This is a genomic window from Anaerovorax odorimutans, assembly GCF_024459955.1.
GTDB classification, from domain to species: Bacteria; Bacillota; Clostridia; order Peptostreptococcales; family Anaerovoracaceae; genus Hominibacterium; species Hominibacterium odorimutans_A.
Genome location: NZ_JANFXK010000003.1, coordinates 74,334 through 97,536 on the forward strand (window position 1 = coordinate 74,334; position 23,203 = coordinate 97,536).

Consider the following 23,203-nt stretch of genomic DNA (forward strand, 5'->3'; position numbering starts at 1 on the left):
TCCTTTTCTTCTCTAAATCATATTTATTCCAGCTCTGCGTGAGAGTTCAGGACGATTGACTCAACATCGACCCGTCCGGCCTCATCGGCCGGCTGCTTTTTCAGATAAAGCAGATATTCGATATTGCCTTTGGCACCTGTAACAGGGGAAAACGTCAGTCCGTGGGGATAAAGGCCATTGTCCTTTCCGTAGGAAATAACATTTTCGATAACTTCCCTATGGACATTTCTGTCGCGAACGATCCCTTTTTTGCCCACCTGTTCCCGGCCTGCTTCGAACTGAGGCTTGACAAGACAGACCAGACTGCCTTCTTCGCCCAATAATTCCGCTGCCACCGGAAAAACCAGCCTAAGGGATATAAAGGAAACGTCAATGCTGATAAAATCAAGCTCCGGGTCCACAGAGCACGGGTCCAGATAGCGGATGTTGATTTTTTCCATATTGACAACTCGTTCGTCGTTGCGCAGCTTCCAGTCCAGCTGCCCATACCCCACATCAACGGCAAAGACCTTCTTAGCGCCCTTTTTCAGCATGCAGTCCGTAAACCCCCCTGTAGAAGCCCCAATATCCATGCATACCGCGTCCTCCAGGGCAAAATCGAATTCAGCCAGGGCCTTTTCCAGCTTCAGGCCGCCCCGGCTGACATAGGGACAGAGATTTTCTTTGACGTGGATCTGCGCCTGCTCATCTATGGACGTACCGGCCTTATCCACTTTTTGTCCGTCCACATAGACCACTCCGGCCATGATGGCCGCCTTAGCCCGTTCCCGGGATGGAAACAGTCCCCGGTCCACCAGAATTACATCAAGCCTGTTTTTCAAGATACTCACAAATCCTTTCCGCGATACTTTCAGGGTCCAGGCCGTATTTCTCATAGAGCTGTTCTACGCTTCCATGCTCGATGAAGCTGTCCGGCCAGCCGAAGTTCAGGACCTTTACCGGCGACTCCATCATAGCGGCCGCCAGATGCTCGCCAAAACCTCCGGTAATCACATTGTCTTCCAGTGTGACGATAAGCCCGGTCCGATCCGCCGACGCGGAAATCGCCTCCTGATCCAGAGGTCGGACGATGCGGGCGTTAACCAGTCCGGCAGCGACATTTCTCTTTTTTAACGCTTCCTGTACCAGAAAACCCGCGGAAAGCATATTTCCCGCCGCCCAGATTTCCACGTCCCCGCCTTCTTCCAGGACAAGGCTTCCTTCGATGGGCCGCTGCCCATACCCCAGGTCCGCAGCTTCACCTCTTGGATAGCGAATGGCGCACGGACCGGAAAGAGTCATGGCGTATTCCAGCATATTTTCCAGTTCGCCCCGGTCTGCGGGGGCCAGAATGGTCATATTGGGCATATGACTCAGATAAGAAAGATCGAACATACCATGATGGGTCTCTCCGTCAGCGCCTACGATTCCCGCCCGGTCGATGGCAAAGACTACCGGCAGGTTCTGCAGACAGACATCCTCCAAAATCTGATCGTAAGCCCGCTGCAGGAACGTAGAGTAGATGGCCACCACTGGCCGGTAGCCGCCGGATGCCATTCCTGCGGCAAAGGTCACCGCATGGCCTTCCGCGATACCCACATCAAACGTCCTTGCCGGGTATTTTACTTTAAAGCCTTTAAGCCCGGTGCCTTCCAGCATGGCCGCGCCTATGGCTACGATTTTTTTGTTGGTCTTTGCCATCTCAGTCAGCTTGTTGCCGAACACCTCCGAATAGGAGGGTGCGCTGCCGCCGTTTTTGTGCTGGCGTCCCGTAGTGGGATCGAAGGGACCTGTGCCGTGGTATTTGCTCGGTGTTTCTTCCGCGCTCTTGTATCCTTTGCCTTTTTTGGTGATCACATGGACGAAAACCGGACCTTCGACTTCCTTCGCCATGGAAAGGGTTTCTATAAGATCCTCCATGTCATGGCCGTCCACCGGACCGAAATATTTAAATCCCAGCTCTTCAAACAGGATGCCATCCAGTACGGCATATTTCAAAGAATCCCGCATGTGCTGCATACCGGCGACAACGCCTTTTCCGATACCTGGAATTTCAGAAACGTTCTTTTTGATTCGTTTTTTGAAATCCGTATATTTTCGGGAACCCCGCAGTTTCCTCAGGTATTTGGGCACGCCCCCCGTGTTGGGAGCAATGGACATGCCGTTGTCATTGAGGATGACTACCAGATTTGTTTTGGAAACGCCCACGTTGTTCATCGCTTCGTAGGCCAGTCCTCCGGTGAGAGCGCCGTCGCCGATGATGGCGGCTATTTTGTAATCCTCACCCGCCAGATCCCTGGCCGCTGCCATTCCTGCGGCAACCGAAATAGACGTGCTGCTGTGACCCGTATCAAAGGTATCGTATTCACTTTCTTTTACTTTTGGGAATCCGCTCATTCCGCCGAATTTGCGGAGCGTATCGAATCCTCCCGCCCTTCCGGTGAGGATTTTGTGAACATAAGACTGATGTCCCACATCCCAGATGAGCTTGTCCTCCGGCGTATTGAAGACTCTATGTAAAGCGATGGAAAGTTCCACCACACCCAGATTGGAGGCCAGATGGCCTCCTGTCTTTGATATATTACTGATTAAAAAATCCCGGATCTCATAAGAAAGAAGTTCCAGTTCGTTTTCTGTCATATCTTTTAGATCCTGAGGAAAATTATACTCCAATAGTTTTTTCATGCTTATTTGCCTCGTACTGCTAAGTCTGTTGCTAATTTCGTAAAGAATTCCGCGTTATCGTAATAGGAGGACAGCGCTTCAATGGCATTGTTCGTCAGCTCCATGAGTTTCGCCTTGGACGCCTCCAGTCCGTAGAGGGATGGGTAAGTGGACTTTTTCTTTACCAGATCTGCTCCGGCCTTCTTTCCCATTTCTTCCTCGCTTCCAACTACGTCGAGAATATCGTCTGCGATCTGGAATGCCAGACCCAGGTTTTCCGCATAGATCGTCAGATTATTCAGGGTTTCCGCATCGGCTCCCCCCAGCTGTGCTCCCGCACGGACAGCGGCTACGATCAGCGCCGCGGTTTTCGTCAAATGAATATAGTCCAGCATTTCACCGGAGCACGCCCGATCCTCGGATTCAATATCCGCTACCTGACCGGCCACCATTCCCCTGCAGCCGGAACCTTTGGCAATCTCATAGGAGGCACGGATGCGTTTTTTCAGCTTGTCCGTATCATCAAAGTAGAGAAGCATGTCCTTATTCATAGTTTCAAAGGCCGCGGACTGCAGCCCGTCACCCGCAAGGGTTGCCATGGCCTCACCATAGATGATATGGTTTGTGGGAATACCTCTGCGCAGCTGATCGTCGTCCATGGACGGAAGATCATCGTGGATCAGCGAGTAAGTGTGCATGTATTCTACGGCGCAGGCATAGGGAATCGCGGCTTCCAGCTTGCAGCCGGTAAATTCCGCTGCCGCCAAAAGAAGCATCGGCCGAATCCGCTTTCCTCCTGCGGACAGACTGTATTTCATGGATTCATAGAGCGTGATGCTCTTGTGGTCAATGTCCGGCAGGAAATCCAGAATGTGATCTTCAATCAGTTCTTTGTATCTTTTTCTTATTAATTCCGGCATGGTCCATCCCTCCCTCTACTCTTTCGAGTATGTTTCGATTTTTTGTTTTGCACTATTTAATATCTCGCTGCAGACTTTATAATATGCAATCCCTTCCTCAAAATTTTTCAGGGCATCTTCCAGCGTGATGTTTTCTTCCTTCAGGTTTTCCGAACTTTGCTCCAGCTTTGCCAGCGTTTCTTCAAAGCTCGGTTTTTTTTCAATTTCCGTCATGGCTGTTCCTCCTTATCTGTGTCACTTCGCAGTCCGCTTCCCCATCCTTCATTACCACTGTAAGAAGATCCTTCTCCCGCAGTTTTTTCGATGAGTCGATCAGTCTGCGTTCCCGGTCCAGTACGGCGCCGTATCCTCTGCTCATGATGGCTGTCGGATTCAGGGAATCCAGATTGGCTTTGTAAAGCTTCATCGCCTTTTCAAACTGCTCAACGATTGCGGAGATTCGGCTCCCCATCTCGGATCTGATGTTTTCAATCCGCATCTGTTCCATAACGACCCGACTTTCCAGATCTCTTTTGAAGGCCGCCAGATCCAGGCTCTTCAAATGCATTTCCTGGTACCGGACATAGGAATCGGCGGCAGCGGTGAGCTTTTCTTTCAGATCCCTTACGTAAGCTTTTAATTCCCCGATATCCGGCACAGCCATGTTTGCCGCGGCAGTAGGCGTTTCCGCTCTTTTGTCCGCCACAAAGTCGGCAATGGTAAAGTCCGTTTCATGCCCTACCGCTGAGATCACAGGGATCTCCGAACGATAGATACTCCGGGCCACGATTTCCTCGTTGAAGGCCCATAGTTCTTCCATGGCTCCGCCCCCTCTTCCTGCGATAATCGTATCGACTTCCGGGAAACGGAGGTTGATCTGGTCGATGGCCTCGGCGATCTGTCCGGCGGCTGCCGGTCCCTGGACCAATACCGGGTAAATCAGTACGTCCACATAATTATTCTTGCTTTTTATGATCTTTAAAATATCCCGTACAGCAGCCCCGGTTTCCGAAGTGACGACTGCGACCTTTTCCGGGAAAAAGGGAATCGGCTTCTTATGGGCGGGATCAAAGAGTCCCTCAGCTTCCAATTTTGCCTTGAGCTTTTCAAAGGCAACGGAAAGATTGCCCAGTCCGGCCACTTCGATATCCCGGATGTTCAGAGAATAGCTGCCGCCTCTTTCGTAGAGATAGATATATCCGCTGGCTGTGACTTCCATGCCCTCGGAAAGCTCATAGCGCAACTTTTCAGCCCGTTCGCAGGGAAGAAAGCAATTGAGCCTGCTGTTTTCGTCTTTGAGAGAAAAGTACACATGGCCGGAGCCATGAAATTTCAGATTGGATATTTCTCCCACAACGGAGACATTGCCAAGGAGCGGGTCCGTCTGCAGGATCCGCTTGATGTATCCGTTAAGCTGTGAAACCTTAATCGGTTTTATAGCCATAAATTTTTACCCCCAAGAAGTGCGATACCCACGGCATTATCCTGGGACAGACGCTGCTGTCCGAATTCGATGGATATCTCTGTATTTCTGAAATGTTCGATCAGCCCTTCGCTGATATAGCGGCTCGCGGAAACTCCTCCAGTAAACATAATATTAGTTATGGAAGTCTTTTCACAGGCCTTTTGTGTGATTTCTGCGAGAATGGCAATGATTTTATCAAAGAGTTCCCTGATTAACGCTCCTTGTATACCCTCATCCGCAGCCTGCCCGCCCATATCTTCCGCACGCCTTCCGCACTGAGTCTCAATACCGGACAGATTAAAATAAAGTCCGTCCGCAGGAATTTTTTTGAGAAACGCTGAAGCCTTCTCCGCACTCATGGCGCACTGATCCATCTCTTCTCCGGCCGGAAATCTCATGCCCAGTTTCACACCGACCCGGTCAATGACCTGTCCGAAAGAAATGTCTTTGGAACCGCCAATAATTTCAATTCCCGCATCGCTGACTTTCAAAAGCTCACAGGTTCCGCCTGAAAGGTGATAGCACAGGAACTGCTTTTGCTCCTCAAATCCGCAGCCCCATCGAATCGCCTGAATATGGCCCTCCTGATGGGAAAAGGTATAGTAGGGAACCCGCAGAGCCGCTGCTACAGCTTGTCCAAAGCCCATGCCCGCTTTAAATACCGGCATATAAGATCCTTCCTGGGGTCTGGGCCGGTCGGAACAGGCTACGGCGGCGATGCGCTGCGCCCGGTCATCGGAAAGGGCCTCCTCCAGGAGCTCCGGCAGGTTTTCTACATGCTGAAAAAGGGCGTCTGACTGTCTCAGCCCTCGTTCGCCCTGTTTTACCTTTAACAATTTGCGCAGATCGCAGAGGATCGTTCCCTGTGAATCGATAACGGCCGCGGAAGTCTTATAATTGCTGGTATCGATCCCCAGCACACAATCTTTGCGCTTAATCATTTTTCTGTTTCACGATCTGTCCCAGTACTCCGTTAATGAACTTTTTGGAGTCTTCCGCACTGTACTTTTTCGCCATATCCACTGCCTCGTTGATCGCCACTGCGTCAGGAATGTCTTCCATATAGAGCACTTCCCCTATGGCCAGCCTGGCGATAGCCAGATCCACTTTGGCCATTCGCTGCGTATTCCACTTCGGGCTGCTCTTGCCCAGCGTGGCATCAATTTCTGAAAGATGGCTGATGACCGTACTGGACAGCTTTAAAGCGTATTGAAGTTGATTATCCTTCTTAAAATGATCGTCAATATATTTATTTTTTATTTCATCGCTGTAATCGTTCTGGATTTCCATCTGAAACAGCAGCTGCATCAATAATTCTCTTGCTTCGGTTCTAGTCATGTATTGGGGCCTCCTCCTCGGGTATGTGGACTCCCTGCACGTTGATATTTACAGCCTCTACCGTCATTTCCGTCATGGATTCCACTTCTTTTTTGACATGTTCCTGGATATCCCACGCAACGGCCGGTATATTGACCTGATAGTCCACAATGACGAATATGTCCATGATTACGCCGTCGTCTCCCTGGGAAACCTTGACGCCTTTGTAAAGCAGCTCTTTCCCCAGAAAATTTTTGGAAAGCGCATTGGTCAGCCCTCCTGCCAGCTCCGCTACGCCTTTTGTCTTCAAAGCAGCGTTTGCCGCACAGACAGCAATTACTTCGTCGGAGATTTTCAGGGTGCCGCTCTTCTGTTCATTTACCACATTCATTCATTTCACCTCGGGATTTATTATAACAAATTTACCCCATGATTACAATGTTTAAAACTTGCTTTGAATGACGATCTCCGGTGCTTTTCTCCCTGTCTCTCTCATAATTACATCGCAGATCTTCGCTACATCGGACTGATTCAGGTCTTGTTTGTTGACCGTAACGTTGACCCCGCTGTCGGTAATCAGCACCAGACATTCCGGCAGATTTTTTGTTTTAATGGCGTTTTCCGCGTTCTGCTCCTGCTCCATATATTTGAGCAGTTTCAGCTTCTGCTGCGTGGCGCTTTCTTTTTCCGAGCTGTTTTCGGCCGTGGTCTCCGCATCGGTCAGCATGGAGATCACTTGATTTCTGTCCATGTTGATGGTAGCGCGCATTTCTTCAAAATAAGTATCCGTATTCTCCAGATCGCTGACATCGTCGGAGGTGACCAGTTCGCTTTCTTTGGAAGCCTTCGTTTCCTTCTTGCTCTCTTTCGCGGACGTTTCGGTTTCATTTTTCACATTGATACTGTCCACAAGGACGTCGCCGTCATGCTCAGGAATATCCTGATTGCTCTGCGCTGCCTTCGGAGAAGGGAATACGCCTCCAATGGCGCCGACGATTCCCAGGCACAGGGCTACCACCAGTGCTCCGCTGATTAGCTTTCTGTGTTTTTTTATCTTTTCCCACAAGTTGTGTTTTTTCATGATTGATTTCCTCCATCCTTTTTGGTTGTGCTGTCTTTTTCAAAGACCATGACGCTGGATACCGGTATGTTGAAAACGGCCCGCACCGCATTGACCAGATTGTTTCTCACGATGGGATCATCGGCCCCCTGCGCGGTTACGATGACACCTGAGATCTGATCCTTTTCATTGTACTGCAGCATGACATCCACATCTCCAACCCCCTTGATATCGGTAAGAATGCTGCAAAGCTGGGCCTCTGTGCCGCCGTCGTCATCAATGATCTGTTTTCGCCCGTCTTTGTTTTGCGTAAATACGTCAAAAGAAAGCAGCGCTATGGACAGGATGATGAGTACGGCGATGATCTTAATTGCCAGATCCTTCATTTTGGGATCTTTTTTCAGTTTTTCTAGCATTGTGATCACTCTCCTTATATGTATATTTCTTCTGCCGCCGCTTATTCCAGTAAAATCAAAAGCGGCGACAATATGGTGGCCATCACCACCAGGGAAAAAATAAACTTGATGTATTTTTCCATTCTGGAGGTGGGCAAAAGCATTTCGATAAAGGTGAGAGCCAATATGAGAATAAAAATATTTTTTACCCATTCTTTCATCATTTCCATAGCGTACCCCCTCCGATGCCGATAATAATGGTTAGAAAGATCAGAAACATCAGGGCGCACAGGAATAAAATCACCGCCATGGTGATTACCGCGCTGCCCATTTCATCCAGACTGCCTGCGATTTGTTTGCTGCCGATGGGACCTACCAGGATTGAAGTAATCTTGTAGATCACAGCAATGGCCAGAATTTTAATGACCGGTACGGTCAACAGGCAGAGAATGATGATGATGCCCAGAACCCCGATGCCGTTTTTTATCACTGCCACGCAGCTGAGAACCATGTCAATGGAATCAGCCGCAAAGCCTCCCACGATAGGCACAAAATTATCCACCGAATAACGGGCTGTATTGGCCAGAAGTCCGTCGGCTGTCTTTGTGACCAGCCCCTGTATAGCAGTCAGGCCGGCAAAGATTGTCACGGCCAGCCCGGTAAAGAACACGGCTGCCTTACGGAGAAACACCGCCAGTCTGCTGACATAATCCTTCTCCGTCAGACTGTTGATTAAGATGAATATACTGGAAACGAACAGTATGGGCAGGATAAATTTCTGCAGAGCCGTATTAAATGCTGTGATCGCACCTACAATGACCGGATTAAGGACTCCTCCCGATGAAAACCCGCCCATGGCAATGAGCAGCGGTATCATAATCGGAAGCAGAATCTGCATGGTCCTGGTCATGATATTCAGGGTGTCCAGGCAGGCGTCGTAAGTTGTCATGAAGTTTTTCAGACAAAGGGTGATTACCAGGCAGCTGCAGACCACCGTGCCCAGTGTGGACACCGGTTTATCGCCAAAGGAGTTGGAAAAGTTTTTCAAAAGCCCCATTACAATGCAGATGCTGATGATCTCCACGCCGAGTATTAAACCTGCCTTTATCTCATATAGAAAAACGTCCAGCAGGTTGTGCATGATGACTTCCGAATCAAAGAGCGGCTTGCCGTCTATGAAGCTCTGCACAATATCATCCGTGGAAATGGAAGAAAAAATTCCGTTGCTTTGTTTGGCAGCGTCGTCCATGATCTGTTCCAGCTCGGAAAGATCCAGTTTGTCCATCTGTTCCTGTAAGATCGAATCGTAGTCCAACTGTCATCCCCCCTTACAGCACAGAATTGATCAGCTCCAGGATAGCCAGGAGGATCGGCATGGATAAGTAAAAAATAACGATTTTTCCTGCCAGTTCCACCTTGCCGGCAATGGCGCCTTCCCCGGCGTCCTTGCAAAGCTGGGCCGTAAAGTCGGCCAGATAAGCAACTACCAGAACTTTAATGATGATTGGGAAAAAATTCTTGCCGTAGGTCATTTCTCCGTATACGGTGCTGAGGAATTGGAAAACCGCAGTCAGTTTGTCCAGCGCCATGAGAAAGATGATGATTACGGTGGCCAGAACCACGTAAATGGAAAGCTCCGGCTTAAAGCTCTTTACAATGGCCGCCATGATGACTCCGCCTATGGCGATGGCAACGATTTTCATGATTTCCACAGGCTGTCCCTCCTAAAACTGAAATAACGTCTTGACTGTGTCAAAGAATTCGCTGATCATTTGGACGATGAGGAAGAGCACGATGACGATTCCCGCCAGGGTAGTCATCATGGCCTGCTCTTCCCTGCCCGCCCGAATCAGTATTTGATTGAGTACGGCTATGGCAATACCAATTGCCGCAATTTTAAAGATAATATCAATGTCCGTCATTTTTTGTCTCCTGTTTCGCTGTTATATTAAAATAATCGCAATCACAATGCCGATGGAAAAGCCCAGGCCTTTGTACATCTTTCCTTTGCTTTCCTTCTCTTTTTCGGCCTGCCTGATCTGATTCTCCAGCTTTGCTTCGGTAAGGGAAAACATGGCGGCCTGTCCTTTTATGTCGCTTTTTCCCAGCTGCAGACCCAGATCTTTGAGAATAATCAGGTCCTCATTGTTCAGACAGCTGCCGCTCTTTTGGTAAGCGGTTTCCACGGCCTTTTCCCAGCACTGCATGAGATCCAGGCTCTCTTTCATAGAGTCGCTGCATTGCTGCAGAAGGTCCATGGCCCGGTTGTCCTTGTATGCCGCAATGCGGGCAAAGGCGCTGGGGAGCGGGTCCTTGCGGTAGCTCATCTCTGTCTGCAGAATGCGGATCATGTCTTTCAGATCCATGAGATCCTCCAGCCTGGCGCTGAAGGTCTGCGCCTTTAAGAGCCCCAGACCGCCGCAGGCAAATACCATCACCAGGCAGAGAATTCCTTTAAGCATGGAGCACCTCTTCGATGGTTCCCGTCCGGGGATCATTGGTGAGAAACACAAGCCTTGAAAACACACCTTTAGCTGCCAGCGGCCCGATATTGGAAGCGATCACATCGTCGTAGCTTTTGCCATGGATCGTTGTCAGAATATTGACCCCTGCGCATATGGCTGTTTCAATGGCAGCGATATCCTCAGTACGGCCAATCTCATCTGTAACGACAACATCCGGTGACATGGCCCGGATCAGCATTGTCATGCCTTCTGCTTTCGGACAAGCGTCCAGCACATCGGTCCTTGGCCCCAGATCATAGGAAGGTTTTCCCAGATAGGAACCCGCGATTTCCGAGCGCTCATCGCACAGACCCACCTTATAGCCCTTATAGCTGAGGACACGGACGATATCGCGGAGCAATGTGGTTTTTCCGCATTTCGGCGGCGAAACAATCAAGGTGTTGGCGAGCCGGCCGGTATCCTTGTCCAGAATATGAGGGATCACCCGATCTGCCACGCCGATGATCTCCCTGCTGCGCCTTATGTTGAGAGAAGATATCTCCTTAATCAGGCATACCTTTCCCTTGTCCAAAACGGCTCTGCCGCAGACTCCGACCCTGTGCCCGCCTTCTATGGTTATGTAACCTTTTGCCAGTTCTTCTTCATAAGCGTAATAGGAATAATTCAGCAGATTATTTAAAATCGTATCCAGATCATCTCTGGTAACAAGCGCGTTCTTTTTCAAAGCCACTACAATTTCCTGATTCTTCGCCAGAACCCGGATATCGTTTTCCGCTTTAATTCTGATTTCCTCCAAATTGTTTAAAATCGTTTCAGGCAGATCCATGACAGGTCCCCTGATGTTATCCGGAAGTTTATTTAAAATCTGTTCCAAGTTGTTCATTACAACACCCCTTTTCCCTTTTGTTTATACATCATATTCCTGGGACAAGGTTTTATTACAGATTTTTTATCGCAGTTTTCTGTTAGTAATCTTCAAATGCGCCGCACAGAGCTGTATATCCGCAAAGGGCGACGCTTTGCAATGTACGTTCTTTGAAACTTCGTCAACATCGCCAAAGACGATATTTCCTATCCAATAAAAAAAGCAACCATCTACAGATAAGATATCTGCAATGCTTGCTTAAAAGGGGGTCCTTTTAAAAATTCTGCTGTCATGGGTATGCCGGTCCCACCCGGCGACAGCTGGCATGTCAGGCCTTATTTGCCATTTATACGGCCGCCTGTTTCAATGCTTCTTTGTCAACTTTTTTGTTCTGAAGATGCTTGGCCCAGTCCATGGCATCACCCAGATCGCCTTCCAGGGCTTCGAAATTCTGTTGTGCCTGCTGGTTCAGCGACTTGGTCCGTTTTTCAAGATCTGCTCTCAACGCATCTGTTTTTTCTTCGATCTCGCCTCTCAAGGTCTCTGCGGTTTCTTTAATCTCACTTCTCAGGGTTTCTTCTGATTCCCTGATTTCACTTCTCAAAGTCTCCGCTGTTGCCTTGATTTCACTTCTCAGGGTTTCTTCTGATTCCTTGATTTCGCCTCTCAAGGTCTCTGCGGTTGCCTTGATCTCGCCTCTCAAGGTCTCTGCGGTTGCCTTGATTTCGCCTCTCAAGGTCTCTCTCGTCTCATTGAGTTCGCTTCGCAGGCAGGATATCTGCTTGTTCATATCTTCCCTCAATGTTGAAATTTTTCCATCCAGCATTATGACCGATGACTCCAGATTAGTAACCCTGACCTTCAATTCTTTGATCTCTTCGTAGATCAGAGTCAGCATATCCTTCAATTCTTTGTCCATTGGATTTCCTCCTTTCTTCAATTATTTCGTTTATTTTAGCATAGAAAAAGAAGAAACTCAAGCATATATTTGTAAATATTTGTAATTAAATACATATAATTACTCAAGCGACAGCCGTATTGAAGTTACTCTTTGATCCGGCCTTTTTCCACGTTGGGCAAGATAAAGTTGTTCAGCGAATAGTCCCACAGCTTTTCCGAGCCCTCCGCGGTTCTGCCGTTGCGCCTGAGGATTTGTGAAAGCCGCACTTTTCCTTCCGCCCAGGCTTTTCCGTCGGTTTCTGCGTTCAGCATGACCGGCTGAACATTATCCATTGTATGGGCAAATTTGGCTTCCGGAGTTTCACCCTCCTCGAATTCTTCCCACAGAGCCCGCAGCTTTTTTCCCTGGTCTTCAGGAAGCAGGCCGAAGATTCTTTCTGCCGCTTTCTCCTCCCTCTGGCGTTGGGTAGCCCTGCCCGCCTCATCATAGGCATAGGTATCGCCGGCATCGATTTCCACTAAATCATGGATCAGCAGCATGGTTACTGTTTTCAAAACATCGATGGATTCGTTGGCGTACTCGCTTAAGAGAAGCGTCATGATGGCCATGTGCCATGCGTGTTCAGCATCGTTTTCCATTCGCTTTCCGCTGGAAACATAGGTCCTGCGGCTGATCATCTTTTCTTTGTCAATCTCTCTGATAAAAGCAAACTGCTTTTCCAATCGGTCCTGCTCTTTCAATTTTTTGTCCTGCATATTGGTGATTCTCCTCTTCCCCGTATAAAAGTGAAAACGGCGTATGCTGACAGCGCATACGCCGATCCGTTATTTTTCCGTATCCTTTTCTTTTCCGCGTTTTTCCCGGCGGGATTCTTTTTCATCCGCCTCTTTCTCATCAGGATCTTCTTTTTCCTTTTCCGGCATGATATAGAGCTTGACTTTTTCAATCCTTCGATCCTTTACAGATTCAATCTTAAAGATATAGTTTTCAAACTCAATGATACGGTCTTCATCTTCATCTTCATCGGGAATCTCTCCCAGCATATCTATGATAAAGCCACCGATGGTTTCGCTGTTTTCCGACTCCAGATTGATTTCCAGTTCTTCATTGATGTCATCCAAATCCGTGGAGCCTTCGAGCATATAGGTGTTCTCGTCGATCTTTTCAATTTCAGGTTCTTCCTCATCGTATTCGTCGTCGATATCTCCCATGACTTCCTCGATGATATCCTCCATGGTAACAATACCGGAGAAACCGCCGTATTCGTCAATGAGAATTGCGATCTGCTGCTTGGTTTTCTGCAGCTCAAAGAAAAGAGAATCGATGTTTTTCGTTTCAGGTACGAAATACGGTTTTCGGAGAATGGCTGCGATATCCACATTTTCAAAGCCGGTATCCCTGGCCTTAATGAGATAGTCCTTAATGTTGAGGATACCGATAATCTTATCGCTGTCATCGTCATAAACTGGAATTCGGGAATAACGCAGCTCCATCAGCTCGTCGATGTATTCCTCCGTAGGGTCGTTGATATCAATGGAAAACACCTCTGTACGGGGCGTCATGACCTCGTAAGCCAGCTTATCGTCAAAGGCAAAGATACTATTGATCATCTTCTTGCCTTCCTCTTTGAGCACGCCGCTCTCCTGGCCGACTTCCAGCATGGACATAACCTCGTCTTCCGAAAACTCTTCATCATCCATATCCACCCGCTGTCTGGCAATTCTCAGAAGCACATTGACCGAAGCCGACAAAAACCATACAAAGGGTTTGGAGATGCAGGCGATGGCGTTGATGGGACGTACCACCAGCATGGCAACCCGCTCCGAATGCTGCAGAGCGATCCGCTTGGGAAAAAGCTCTCCCAGCACCAATGTAACATAGGAAAGTATGATCGTCACGATAACCACCGCCAAGTCGTTGGCAACTGTTTTGGAAAGTCCAAAGCCAGTCAGCCAGGTGCCCAAATCATCGGACATCCCCACCGCTGCCGAGGCGCTGGCCAGAAATCCAGCCAGGGTGATCGCAACCTGAATGGTTGATAAAAATACATTTGGATTATCCAGAAGCTTTTGCACGGCAAGAGCCCGCTTGTTTCCCTCCTGGGCAAGAACCTTGATTTTGTTCTTATTAACAGATACGACTGCCATTTCCGCCGCAGCGAAAAAGGCGTTGATTATGATTAATACAAATAGAAACAGAAATTGGACCGCCAAGGGCGACCCGGGGTCAGAACCTGACATTCTTGTTTACTCCTTTCGTTTTCGAAGCATAAAGTTCTCACGGACCGGATGCTCCATTTTGATATTCAGAATCTGCTGTGGATGAGGCGCCGATTCGATCGGATTGCCTTCTTCATCCAGCAGAACCTCCAGTTTTTGTTTGAAAAAATCGGTATAAGGACCGAAAACCTCAATTTCTTCGCCAACTGTCATTTTATTGCGCTGTTCCACCACCGCCATTGACGTAGCGGGATCATAGCTTTTAACCACGCCGATAAAGGTGTATTCTCTCGTATAGGCGCTGGTCTGGTAATTTTGATCTTTGTTGGTCGGCTGGTTGAAATAAAAACCTGTGGTAAATTCCCTGTGGCTTACTTTTTTCAGTTCATCCATCCATTCCTCACGGAAAATGTAGTTTTCCGGGTCCTGATAGTAAGCGTCGATCGCTTTTCGATAGGCGCTGACAATGGTAGCAACATAAAAGCTGCTTTTCATGCGGCCTTCGATCTTAGCGGAGGCGATGCCCGCGCGAACCAGCTCAGGGATATGGCGGATCATGCACAAATCGCGGGAATTGAGGATATAAGTTCCCCGTTCGTCTTCTTCCACCGGATAGTATTCGCCGGGGCGCTGCTCCTCTACCAGCGCGTATTTCCATCTGCATGGATGGGCGCACTGTCCCCGGTTGGCATCCCGTTCGATCATAAAATTGCTCAAAAGGCATCTGCCGGAATATGAAATACACATGGCCCCCTGAACAAAGGCTTCAAATTCCATGGAATCGGGAAGCTTTTCCCGCAGCTGGCCGATCTCGGAAAAAGTCAGTTCGCGGGCCAGCACGATCCTCTTTACTCCCTGCGCCATCCAGAACTGAGCCGTCTTGTAATTGGTCATATTGGCCTGGGTGGAAAGATGAATCTCCGCGTCCGGCATAACCTCCCGGATCATGAGAATAATACCCGGATCCGACACAATAAAAGCATCGATGTCCAGAGATTTAATCTTAATCAAATAATCCTCCAGCGGAAGAATGTCCTCATTGTGGGCAAAGATGTTGATGGTCAGATAGCATTTCACATCTCTGGCGTGAGCATAAGCGATACCCTCCCTCATCTGTTCGATGGAAAGATTCCCCGCCCCTGCCCGCAGACTGAACAGCTCTCCGCCGAAATAAACGGCATCGGCGCCGTAGTCCACGGCTGTTTTCAGTTTTTCCAAGTCTCCTGCCGGAGCAAGTAACTCTAGTTTGTCCATTTTATCCTCTCAATACACTGAAGGAAACTCCGTCGCCGATGGGCAGCACGGAAGTGTCCGCACAGTTTGTCTGTGTAATATAAGTAAGAAATTCCCGTAAATTACGGATATGCGTTTTGTGCTTCTGTCTCGGATCGTATTCCTCAGAGACCGTCATCCCCTTCATAAGCACATTATCGCATATGATCATCGCATCCGAACAGCACAGGGGAACCGCTTTGTCCCAGAATGTCCGATAATGGCTTTTGGAAGCGTCAATGAAAACAAAATCAAAAGGTCCCAAGAGCTGATCCAGAACCACCTGCCCCGGCCCGTACAAAACCTCAACCCGATCAGACAGGCCCATCTTCTCCAGATTTTCCCGAGCCTCCATACATGCCTGAGCATCGGCCTCAATGGTGATGATGCGGCTGGATGGGCATGTCACTGCCATGCAGGCGGCAGAATAGCCGATTGCCGTACCGATCTCCAGAATTGTCAGCGGTTTTCTAATACGCAGCAGATTCAGCAGAAAGGTTTCCGTATCCCGCAGAATGATGGGGACGCCCGCTTTCTCCGCTTCCTCTCTCAGCGCTGCCAGCTGCTCGTTTAAAGGATGGTACAGTCCGTCAATATAGGCTGTAACTTTATCGTTTGTAATGTTCATTTAATACCATTTATTTTCCTTAACAATTTTCTGATGTTCTGCGTAAGTCTTTGAATAGAGTACCTTTCCGTCCTTTGTCGCAAAGAAGAACAAGTAGTCGCTGGGCTCATAATTGAGGCAGTCGTCCATGGTGCTTCTCGGAACCGCGCAGATTGGGCCTACTGGGAGACCTTTATTTTTATAGGTGTTGTATTTGGAATCCACCTGTGTTTCCTTGATGGAAACCTTTACCCCGGTTCTGTCCAGAGCATACAGCACCGTGATATCGCTCTGCAGCGCCATGTTTTTATCGAGACGGTTTTTAAATACGCCTGCGATCTTCGGGCGGTCCGCTTCAAAGAGCGATTCCCTCTCCACAACGGAAGCAAATGACAGGAACTGGTGAACGGACATGTTGAGCTTGGATTTAATATCTTCCTTGATCGGAGTCAACTCTTTACCCATCTTATTCAGCATGGTTTCCGTGATCTTTTCAATGTCCGGGTCCTTTTCCGAAAGAAAGTACGTTTCCGGATAGAGATATCCCTCCAGCGGATACTTCAGATCCTTATTTAAAATATCATCAGCCAGGAACCAGTATTTTTTGATAAGCGCTTTCAGATACGTTTTATCCGACCACTTATCCAGGATATCCTTCTCCGCAAGTCCTGATTCCTTGGAAATGGCTTCCGCTGCCTGCGGGATCGTGGCTCCCTCTATGATCGTAAACTTGGACTGAGATGTATACGCAGGATCTCCGCTGTTCATCGCGGAAAAAATCTCCGTCAAAGTCATATCTTTACTGAGCACATAGGTATTGGCCTGGATGCTATCCGGCGAAGAAAGCTTTACATAGATCTTTCCGCACAGCTTGTTCTGCACTAAGCCGGCTTCATCAAGCTGATTGAGAATCTGCAGCGTTCCGGTTCCCGGCTCTATGGTGATGCTCACCTTATCCTTGTTTCCCGGATCCGTAGCCGATATGCCATGTACATAGAAAAACAATCCCCCTGCCAGGACTAAGACGATAACCGCCAATATAATCACTAGCTTTATTCCTGATTTCCCTCTGGTATCCTTATATGCCCTTTTCATATAGTTTGTCCTCATTTCTGCAACAGTTACTGATAATATTCATAAAAATGCGGATGCCGCGGCCTTCTATCGCTTGTTCGCCGATGCGTGGCCGGAGCCATAATACGCAGAAAGGGACGCCAAAACGTCCCTCTGACTTCATACACTATTTGGATCTTCCCAGATATTCTCCGGTTCTGGTATCGATCTGGATGATTTCACCCTCTTCGATAAAAATAGGAACGTGCACAACCGCGCCGGTTTCAACTGTAGCGGCCTTTGTTACGTTAGTGGCGGTGTCGCCCTTTACGCCCGGCTCTGTTTCGACTACTTTCAGATCGACGAAGTTGGGAGCTTCCACAAGGAAGGCATTTCCTTTATAGAACTTGATCGTCGCTTCATCGTTTTCTCTCAGGTATTTCATTGCGTCCTCTACCTGCTCGAAAGGAAGAGGGATCTGTTCATATGACTCAGGGTCCATGAAGTAATAGAGGTCCCCGTCGTTGTACAGGTACTGCATGGTCTTAGTCTCGATATGCGCTTTCGGGAACTTGTCGTTGGGGTTGAAAGCTTCCTCTCTTGTTGCCCCTGTGAGGATGTTTCTGTACTTCGTTCTTACGAAAGCCGCGCCTTTTCCCGGCTTAACGTGCTGGAAGTCCAAAACGACATGGGGTTCGCCGTTAATTTCAAATGTGATACCTTTTCTAAAATCGCCTGCATAAATCATAAATTTCTCGACCTTTCTTAAATTTGTATTTTTAATCAGAGTATAATCAGTTCTTTACAAGACCTAGTTGTATTTATTATACCAAAGTCTGTAACAATTGCCAAGTCCTCAATACGCACTCCGAAATTTCCAGGTATGTAGATACCCGGTTCAATGGTAACCGGCATGTATTCTGCCAAAACCTCGTCGCTTTTGGTATTGAGTGTGGGAGCTTCATGGACCTCGGTGCCTACGCCGTGTCCGGTCCCATGGATGTAATATTCTCCATAGCCGGCATCCGCTATGATGTCCCGGCATACCTTATCCACGTCAAAGCACCTGACTCCCGCCTTAACAGCGGAAAGACCCGCTTCCTGAGAGCGAAGGACAATATCGTACACTTCCTGCTGGTCATCCCGGATATAGTTCATGGCAACGGTTCTGGTCATGTCGCCGCAGTAACCTTCTACCACAGCTCCCATGTCGATGGTAACCAGATCTCCCTCCATGATGACCTTATCCGTCGGCTCGCCGTGGGGAAATTCGGTCCTGGTACCGGAGACGCAGATGGTTGGGAAGGACAGCCCTTCCGCCCCCAGCGCCAGCAGCACCCGCTCGATTTCATCTGCCACCTGCAGCTCGGTCATGCCCACCTTCATAAATTCGAGGATATGGGAAAAGCAAATATCCCCCATAGCCTCGGCTTTCATTATTTTCAACAATTCGTCCGCGGACTTAATCATTTTGCTGCCCACTGAGCGCACCTCCCATTCCCAGATCAATCACTTCCGACAGGATCTGGTATACGTCGTTTATCATCATTGAAAAACGTATTTCGCACTGGAGATATTCGGCTGCCAGCGGATCCTGCATCAGGACCATGGACAGCTGCTGGATCTGGGTCATAGCCTCCTGATCCAGCTGCCCTTCCATCATCTGCTTTGCCTGAGCTGAAATCTGCTTTGCCTTAAAATCTTTCAGCGTCTGTTCCAGCTGGGTATTTCCTTTAATTTTTTCCTTTGCGGCCTGATACTGCTTATATTCTTCGGATTCTCTGATGGCCTGCGTCAGTTTGTGGGCCTCATCGTATACATTCATCACTTTATACCTCCAAAAATATCGGTAAAATTACTGGATTTCTCATTGTCTTATTGTAAATAAAGTTTCTCAGACCATCCCGCACTGCGGTTTTCATAGCGTTCCAATCGCGGACGTTCTTTTGGCAGCACTGGTCCAGAATCTTGGACACCAGATCGCAGGCATCATCAATGAGCTTTTCATTTTCACGCACATAGACAAATCCGCGGGAAATAATATCCGGCCCCGAAGACACACAGTTGTTTTCACGGTCAATGGCCGCGACCACGATAATCAGTCCTGATTCGGAAAGCAGTCGTCTGTCTCTCAGAACGATATTGCCTACATCTCCTACGCCCAGGCCGTCTACCATAACGCCTTCGGCTTCCGTAACGCCGCGTATAATCTTTGCCTGCCGTTTGTTCACATCCAATTCATCACCGTTGCCCAGGATAAAGACCCGGTTTTCCGGCATACCCAGGGACTGGGCGATTTCCGAATGTTTTTTCAGATGACGGTATTCGCCGTGAACCGGCATAAAGTATTTAGGCCGGATCAGGGAGTGCATCAGCTTCAGCTCTTCCTGACAGGCATGGCCGGAAACGTGAATATCGGCGATGTCCGAATAGATCACCTCCGCGCCCTTTTCAAACAGCTTGTTGACCACGTTGGAAACGGTCTTTTCGTTTCCCGGTACCGGAGTGGAGGAAAGAATGACCATATCGCCCTTTTTAATCTTGACCGCTTTGTGATCGTTGGTCGCCATTCGGGACAATGCTGACATGGGTTCTCCCTGGCTTCCGGTGGTGATGATTACCAGCTCCTTGTCGGGGATGTTTCTGATTTTATTGATGTCCACCAGCACATTGGCGGGAATCTTGATATAGCCCAGCTCCTGCGCCAGCGCCACCACGTTGACCATGCTTCGGCCGGAAACCGCAACTTTCCGCTTGCACATCACGGCAATATCGATGATCTTCTGCAGCCGGTGCACATTGGACGAGAAGGTGGCAATGAGGATTCTGCTCTGGGAGCGGCGGAAGATATCTTCCAGCGCGTGACCCACCACTTTTTCAGAAGCCGTATAGCCCGGCCTGGTGGCATTGGTGCTGTCAGCCATCATCAAAAGCACGCCTTTGGAGCCCAGCTCCGCAAGCCTGGCAAAGTTGAGCGGCTCTCCGTCCACCGGTGTATAGTCGATCTTAAAGTCACCCGTATGGAAGATCCGTCCCGCCGGCGTATTGATGGACAGACAGATGGAGTCCACGATGGAGTGGGTAATCCGCAGCGTTTCCACTTCAAAGACGCCCAGCTTGAATTTCTGCCCCGCCTTGATGGGGTGGAGTCTGCCCTTCAGCCCATGCTCCTTCAGCTTGTTCTGAATCAGTCCCAGCGGAAATCTGGTTCCGTAGATGGGTACGTTGAGCACTTTGAGGAGATAAGGGACCGCGCCGATATGATCCTCGTGGCCGTGGGTGATGACAATTCCTTTGATCTTCTTGCGGTTCTGGGTCAGGTAGGAAAAATCCGGAATGACCATGTCGATTCCGAACATGTCGTCGTCCGGAAAGGACAGTCCGCAGTCAATTACCAAAATCTCATCCTTGTATTCGATGGCAGTCATATTTTTTCCGATCTCGTTCAGGCCGCCCAGAGGGATGATTTTTAAGGTTGCTCCACCCTTGTTGTTATTCGTATTCTGTTGTTTTGTTTTCATAAATTTCCGTTCTCTCTTTTCTTTCTCTTTCTTCCGAAAAGCTGAGAAAACCTATTTTACAACGATGTTGACAAGCTTGTTCGGCACTGCGATTACTTTCGCAACGTTCTTGCCGCTTGTCAGCTTTTGTACTTTTTCGTTTTCCATTGCCAGCTTTTCCAGTTCGTCTCTGTTCAGATTTGCCGGTACGTCCATTTTTTCTTTTACTTTTCCGTTGATCTGAACTACTACTTCTACCGTGTCCTTCACCAGTGCGCTCTCATCGCAAACCGGCCACGGCTCTTTATAAATAAAGGAATCATGTCCCAGGTGCTCCCACATTTCTTCACAGATATGCGGAGTGAACGGGGACAGCACCAATACCAGGTTTTTCACTGCCGCTCCGAAAAGACCCGGATTCACATCGCCTTCTTTATACTTGTACATCTCATTTACCAATTCCATAACGGAACTGATGGCGGTATTGAAGTTAAACCTTCCGCCCACGTCATCGGAAACCTTCTTGATGGTATAGTTCATTGCGTAGGCCAGTTCCTTATCCGCCTTGTTTTTCAGCTCATAGCTTTCGGGAACATCCTTATATTTCTCCGAAAATTCATAGACCAGCCTGTGAACACGATTGAGGAAACGATAGCTTCCTTCTACGCCTTTATCGGACCAGTCCAGCTCTCTTTCCGGCGGAGCCGCGAAGAGGATAAAGAGTCTGGCCGTATCGGCGCCGTATTTTTCAATGATTTCAGCAGGACTTACCACGTTTCCGATGGATTTGGACATTTTCTTGCCATCCTTAATAACCATGCCCTGGGTCAGCAGATTGGTGAACGGTTCGTCCGTATTCACAAGTCCCAGGTCATAGAGAGCCATCTGGAAGAATCTCGCGTACATCAAGTGAAGGATCGCATGTTCCACACCGCCGATGTACTGGTCCACGCTCATCCAGTATTTTACTTTGTCCAGATTGAACGCTTCCTCTTTGTTCTGCGCGTCGCAATAACGCAGGAAATACCAGGATGAATCCAGGAAGGTATCCATGGTATCCATTTCCCTTCTGGCCGGCTTGCCGCATTTCGGGCAGACAGCCTTGGCAAAGGTCTTGCTGGTGGTAAGCGGCGACTCGCCCTTACCGGTAAATTCCACATCCGTCGGCAGCATTACCGGCAGGTTTTCTTCCTTTTCCGGCACCCAGCCGCACTCGTCGCAGTAGATCATCGGAATCGGCGTACCCCAGTATCTCTGCCTGGAAATGAGCCAGTCACGGAGTCTGTAGTTGATCGACTTTTTGCCGATGCCCTTTTCTTCCAGATAGTCGATGATCTTAACGATGGCTTCCTTATTGTTCATGCCTGTGAACATTTCCGAATTGATCATATTACCTTCGGCGGCAAAAGCTTCCTTGAGGTTGTAAACGTCAATGTCCGGATCATCGGTATCAACGACCGGAATGATGTCCAGGCCAAATTTTGTAGCGAATTCAAAGTCTCGCTGGTCGTGAGCCGGTACGGCCATAATGGCGCCGGTACCGTAATCCATCAGGACATAGTCGGAGATATAGATTGGCACCTTTTTACCGTTGACCGGATTGATGGCGTATCTGCCGATGAACTCACCCGTCTTTTCATTAGTGGTAGAAGTACGTTCAATATCTGTCATATGCTGAACCCGGTCCAGATATGCGTTTACCGCAGGCTCGTACTCGCTGCCGGCCACCAGTTCTTTCAGATACGGGTGCTCCGGAGCCAGTACCATATAGGTCACGCCGTAGAGGGTATCCGGTCTGGTGGTAAAGATGTCCAGGCCTTTATCAAACCCTTCAATATCAAAGGTTACTTCCGCGCCGATGCTCTTGCCGATCCAGTTTTTCTGCATGATCTTTACTTTTTCCGGCCAGCCCGGCAGCTTGTCCAGGTTTTCCAACAGACGATCCGCGTAATCGGTGATCTTGAAGTACCACTGGGACAGCTCCTTTTTCCCTACTTCCGCGCCGCAGCGTTCGCACTTGCCGTCAACTACCTGTTCATTGGCCAAAACGGTCTGGCAGCTGGGGCACCAGTTGACCGGATTTTCTTTTTTATAAGCCAGCCCTTTTTTGTAGAACTGGATAAAGATCCACTGCATCCACTTGTAGTAGTCGGGATGGCAGGTGGCTACCTCTCTGTCCCAATCGTAGGAAAGTCCCAGTTCCGCCAGCTGGTCGCGCATTTCGTCAATATTATTCCAGGTCCACTCGCTGGGAGCCGCGCCATGCTTGATGGCCGCGTTTTCCGCAGGCAGGCCGAACGAATCCCATCCCATTGGGTGGAGCACATTGAAGCCTTTCATAGTCTTGAATCTGGCAATGACATCGCCGATGGAGTAGTTCCTCACATGACCCATATGTAATTTTCCCGATGGGTAGGGGAACATTTCCAAAACATAATATTTTTCCTTGTTTTCGTCCTCAACCGTTTTGAAAACATCGGCTTCTTTCCACTTTTTCTGCCATTTGGCTTCAATTTCCGTAAAGTTATATTTGTCTATCATC

The 23,203-nt window shown here is 48.7% G+C and carries 27 protein-coding genes; all 27 read right to left on the reverse strand.

What is annotated here, in order from left to right; all coding sequences use genetic code 11:
• Positions 1-23 precede the first annotated feature (23 nt).
• The gene (locus NE619_RS03940) at positions 24-821 is read right to left on the reverse strand and encodes a TlyA family RNA methyltransferase (RefSeq protein ID WP_256131235.1); all 798 of its coding nucleotides are present in this window, start codon (positions 819-821) and stop codon (positions 24-26) included.
• Positions 805-2,664, reverse strand: coding sequence for a 1-deoxy-D-xylulose-5-phosphate synthase (gene dxs, locus NE619_RS03945; RefSeq protein ID WP_256131068.1), 1,860 nt, complete (start codon positions 2,662-2,664; stop codon positions 805-807). The genes NE619_RS03940 and dxs overlap by 17 nt, the downstream gene beginning before the upstream one ends.
• Before the next feature lie 2 nt (positions 2,665-2,666).
• A complete protein-coding gene (locus tag NE619_RS03950; protein WP_256131069.1) occupies positions 2,667-3,563 on the reverse strand; it encodes a polyprenyl synthetase family protein in 897 nt (298 codons plus the stop codon).
• Positions 3,564-3,578: 15 nt separating this feature from the next.
• Positions 3,579-3,776: an exodeoxyribonuclease VII small subunit gene (xseB, locus tag NE619_RS03955; protein WP_256131070.1), complete on the reverse strand. Its 198-nt coding sequence runs from the start codon at positions 3,774-3,776 to the stop codon at positions 3,579-3,581.
• Entirely contained in the window at positions 3,763-4,986 is a 1,224-nt protein-coding gene (xseA, locus tag NE619_RS03960; RefSeq protein ID WP_256131071.1) for an exodeoxyribonuclease VII large subunit, read from the reverse strand. The genes xseB and xseA overlap by 14 nt, the downstream gene beginning before the upstream one ends.
• Positions 4,977-5,948 (reverse strand): hypothetical protein, encoded by a 972-nt coding sequence (locus NE619_RS03965; protein WP_256131072.1) that lies wholly within the window; start codon positions 5,946-5,948, stop codon positions 4,977-4,979. Before NE619_RS03965 ends, xseA begins: the two co-directional genes overlap by 10 nt.
• A complete protein-coding gene (gene nusB, locus NE619_RS03970; protein ID WP_256131073.1) occupies positions 5,941-6,345 on the reverse strand; it encodes a transcription antitermination factor NusB in 405 nt (134 codons plus the stop codon). The genes NE619_RS03965 and nusB overlap by 8 nt, the downstream gene beginning before the upstream one ends.
• On the reverse strand, positions 6,338-6,715 hold the full coding sequence (locus NE619_RS03975) for an Asp23/Gls24 family envelope stress response protein (RefSeq protein ID WP_256131074.1): 378 nt from the start codon (positions 6,713-6,715) through the stop codon (positions 6,338-6,340). The genes nusB and NE619_RS03975 overlap by 8 nt, the downstream gene beginning before the upstream one ends.
• A gap of 51 nt (positions 6,716-6,766) precedes the next feature.
• On the reverse strand, positions 6,767-7,405 hold the full coding sequence (locus NE619_RS03980) for a SpoIIIAH-like family protein (protein WP_256131075.1): 639 nt from the start codon (positions 7,403-7,405) through the stop codon (positions 6,767-6,769).
• Positions 7,402-7,800, reverse strand: a complete 399-nt coding sequence (locus tag NE619_RS03985; RefSeq protein ID WP_256131076.1) for a hypothetical protein — start codon at positions 7,798-7,800, stop codon at positions 7,402-7,404. The genes NE619_RS03980 and NE619_RS03985 overlap by 4 nt, the downstream gene beginning before the upstream one ends.
• Positions 7,801-7,841: 41 nt before the next feature.
• On the reverse strand, positions 7,842-8,009 hold the full coding sequence (locus NE619_RS03990; RefSeq protein ID WP_227755173.1) for a stage III sporulation protein AF: 168 nt from the start codon (positions 8,007-8,009) through the stop codon (positions 7,842-7,844).
• A complete protein-coding gene (spoIIIAE, locus tag NE619_RS03995; protein ID WP_256131077.1) occupies positions 8,000-9,094 on the reverse strand; it encodes a stage III sporulation protein AE in 1,095 nt (364 codons plus the stop codon). The genes NE619_RS03990 and spoIIIAE overlap by 10 nt, the downstream gene beginning before the upstream one ends.
• A gap of 13 nt (positions 9,095-9,107) precedes the next feature.
• Positions 9,108-9,482 (reverse strand): SpoIIIAC/SpoIIIAD family protein, encoded by a 375-nt coding sequence (locus NE619_RS04000; protein ID WP_256131236.1) that lies wholly within the window; start codon positions 9,480-9,482, stop codon positions 9,108-9,110.
• Between the two features lie 21 nt (positions 9,483-9,503).
• Positions 9,504-9,701, reverse strand: coding sequence for a stage III sporulation protein AC (gene spoIIIAC, locus NE619_RS04005; RefSeq protein ID WP_256131078.1), 198 nt, complete (start codon positions 9,699-9,701; stop codon positions 9,504-9,506).
• Positions 9,702-9,722: 21 nt separating this feature from the next.
• The gene (locus NE619_RS04010) at positions 9,723-10,241 is read right to left on the reverse strand and encodes a stage III sporulation protein AB (RefSeq protein ID WP_256131079.1); all 519 of its coding nucleotides are present in this window, start codon (positions 10,239-10,241) and stop codon (positions 9,723-9,725) included.
• Positions 10,234-11,127, reverse strand: a complete 894-nt coding sequence (gene spoIIIAA / locus NE619_RS04015; RefSeq protein WP_256131080.1) for a stage III sporulation protein AA — start codon at positions 11,125-11,127, stop codon at positions 10,234-10,236. Before spoIIIAA ends, NE619_RS04010 begins: the two co-directional genes overlap by 8 nt.
• Positions 11,128-11,455: 328 nt before the next feature.
• A complete protein-coding gene (locus tag NE619_RS04020; protein WP_256131081.1) occupies positions 11,456-12,028 on the reverse strand; it encodes an Atg14 domain-containing protein in 573 nt (190 codons plus the stop codon).
• A gap of 125 nt (positions 12,029-12,153) precedes the next feature.
• Entirely contained in the window at positions 12,154-12,765 is a 612-nt protein-coding gene (locus NE619_RS04025) for an HD domain-containing protein (protein WP_256131082.1), read from the reverse strand.
• 69 nt (positions 12,766-12,834) lie between these two features.
• Positions 12,835-14,250, reverse strand: a complete 1,416-nt coding sequence (locus NE619_RS04030) for a hemolysin family protein (protein WP_256131083.1) — start codon at positions 14,248-14,250, stop codon at positions 12,835-12,837.
• A 6-nt stretch (positions 14,251-14,256) separates the two neighbouring features.
• Positions 14,257-15,483: a peptidase U32 family protein gene (locus tag NE619_RS04035; RefSeq protein ID WP_256131084.1), complete on the reverse strand. Its 1,227-nt coding sequence runs from the start codon at positions 15,481-15,483 to the stop codon at positions 14,257-14,259.
• Between the two features lies 1 nt (position 15,484).
• Positions 15,485-16,129 carry an O-methyltransferase gene (locus tag NE619_RS04040; RefSeq protein ID WP_256131085.1) on the reverse strand — a complete coding sequence of 215 codons (645 nt, stop codon included), beginning with the start codon at positions 16,127-16,129 and terminating at the stop codon, positions 15,485-15,487.
• Positions 16,130-17,203, reverse strand: coding sequence for an endolytic transglycosylase MltG (gene mltG, locus NE619_RS04045; RefSeq protein WP_256131086.1), 1,074 nt, complete (start codon positions 17,201-17,203; stop codon positions 16,130-16,132). It abuts the gene before it with no gap.
• 145 nt (positions 17,204-17,348) lie between these two features.
• A complete protein-coding gene (efp, locus tag NE619_RS04050; protein WP_256131087.1) occupies positions 17,349-17,909 on the reverse strand; it encodes an elongation factor P in 561 nt (186 codons plus the stop codon).
• 35 nt (positions 17,910-17,944) lie between these two features.
• Entirely contained in the window at positions 17,945-18,643 is a 699-nt protein-coding gene (locus tag NE619_RS04055; protein WP_256131088.1) for a M24 family metallopeptidase, read from the reverse strand.
• Positions 18,624-18,986: a YlbF family regulator gene (locus tag NE619_RS04060; protein WP_256131089.1), complete on the reverse strand. Its 363-nt coding sequence runs from the start codon at positions 18,984-18,986 to the stop codon at positions 18,624-18,626. Before NE619_RS04060 ends, NE619_RS04055 begins: the two co-directional genes overlap by 20 nt.
• Before the next feature lie 4 nt (positions 18,987-18,990).
• The gene (locus NE619_RS04065) at positions 18,991-20,682 is read right to left on the reverse strand and encodes a ribonuclease J (RefSeq protein WP_256131090.1); all 1,692 of its coding nucleotides are present in this window, start codon (positions 20,680-20,682) and stop codon (positions 18,991-18,993) included.
• Between the two features lie 51 nt (positions 20,683-20,733).
• Complete coding sequence (gene leuS / locus NE619_RS04070; RefSeq protein WP_334304328.1) at positions 20,734-23,199, reverse strand: leucine--tRNA ligase; 2,466 nt, start codon at positions 23,197-23,199, stop codon at positions 20,734-20,736.
• Positions 23,200-23,203 lie beyond the last annotated feature (4 nt).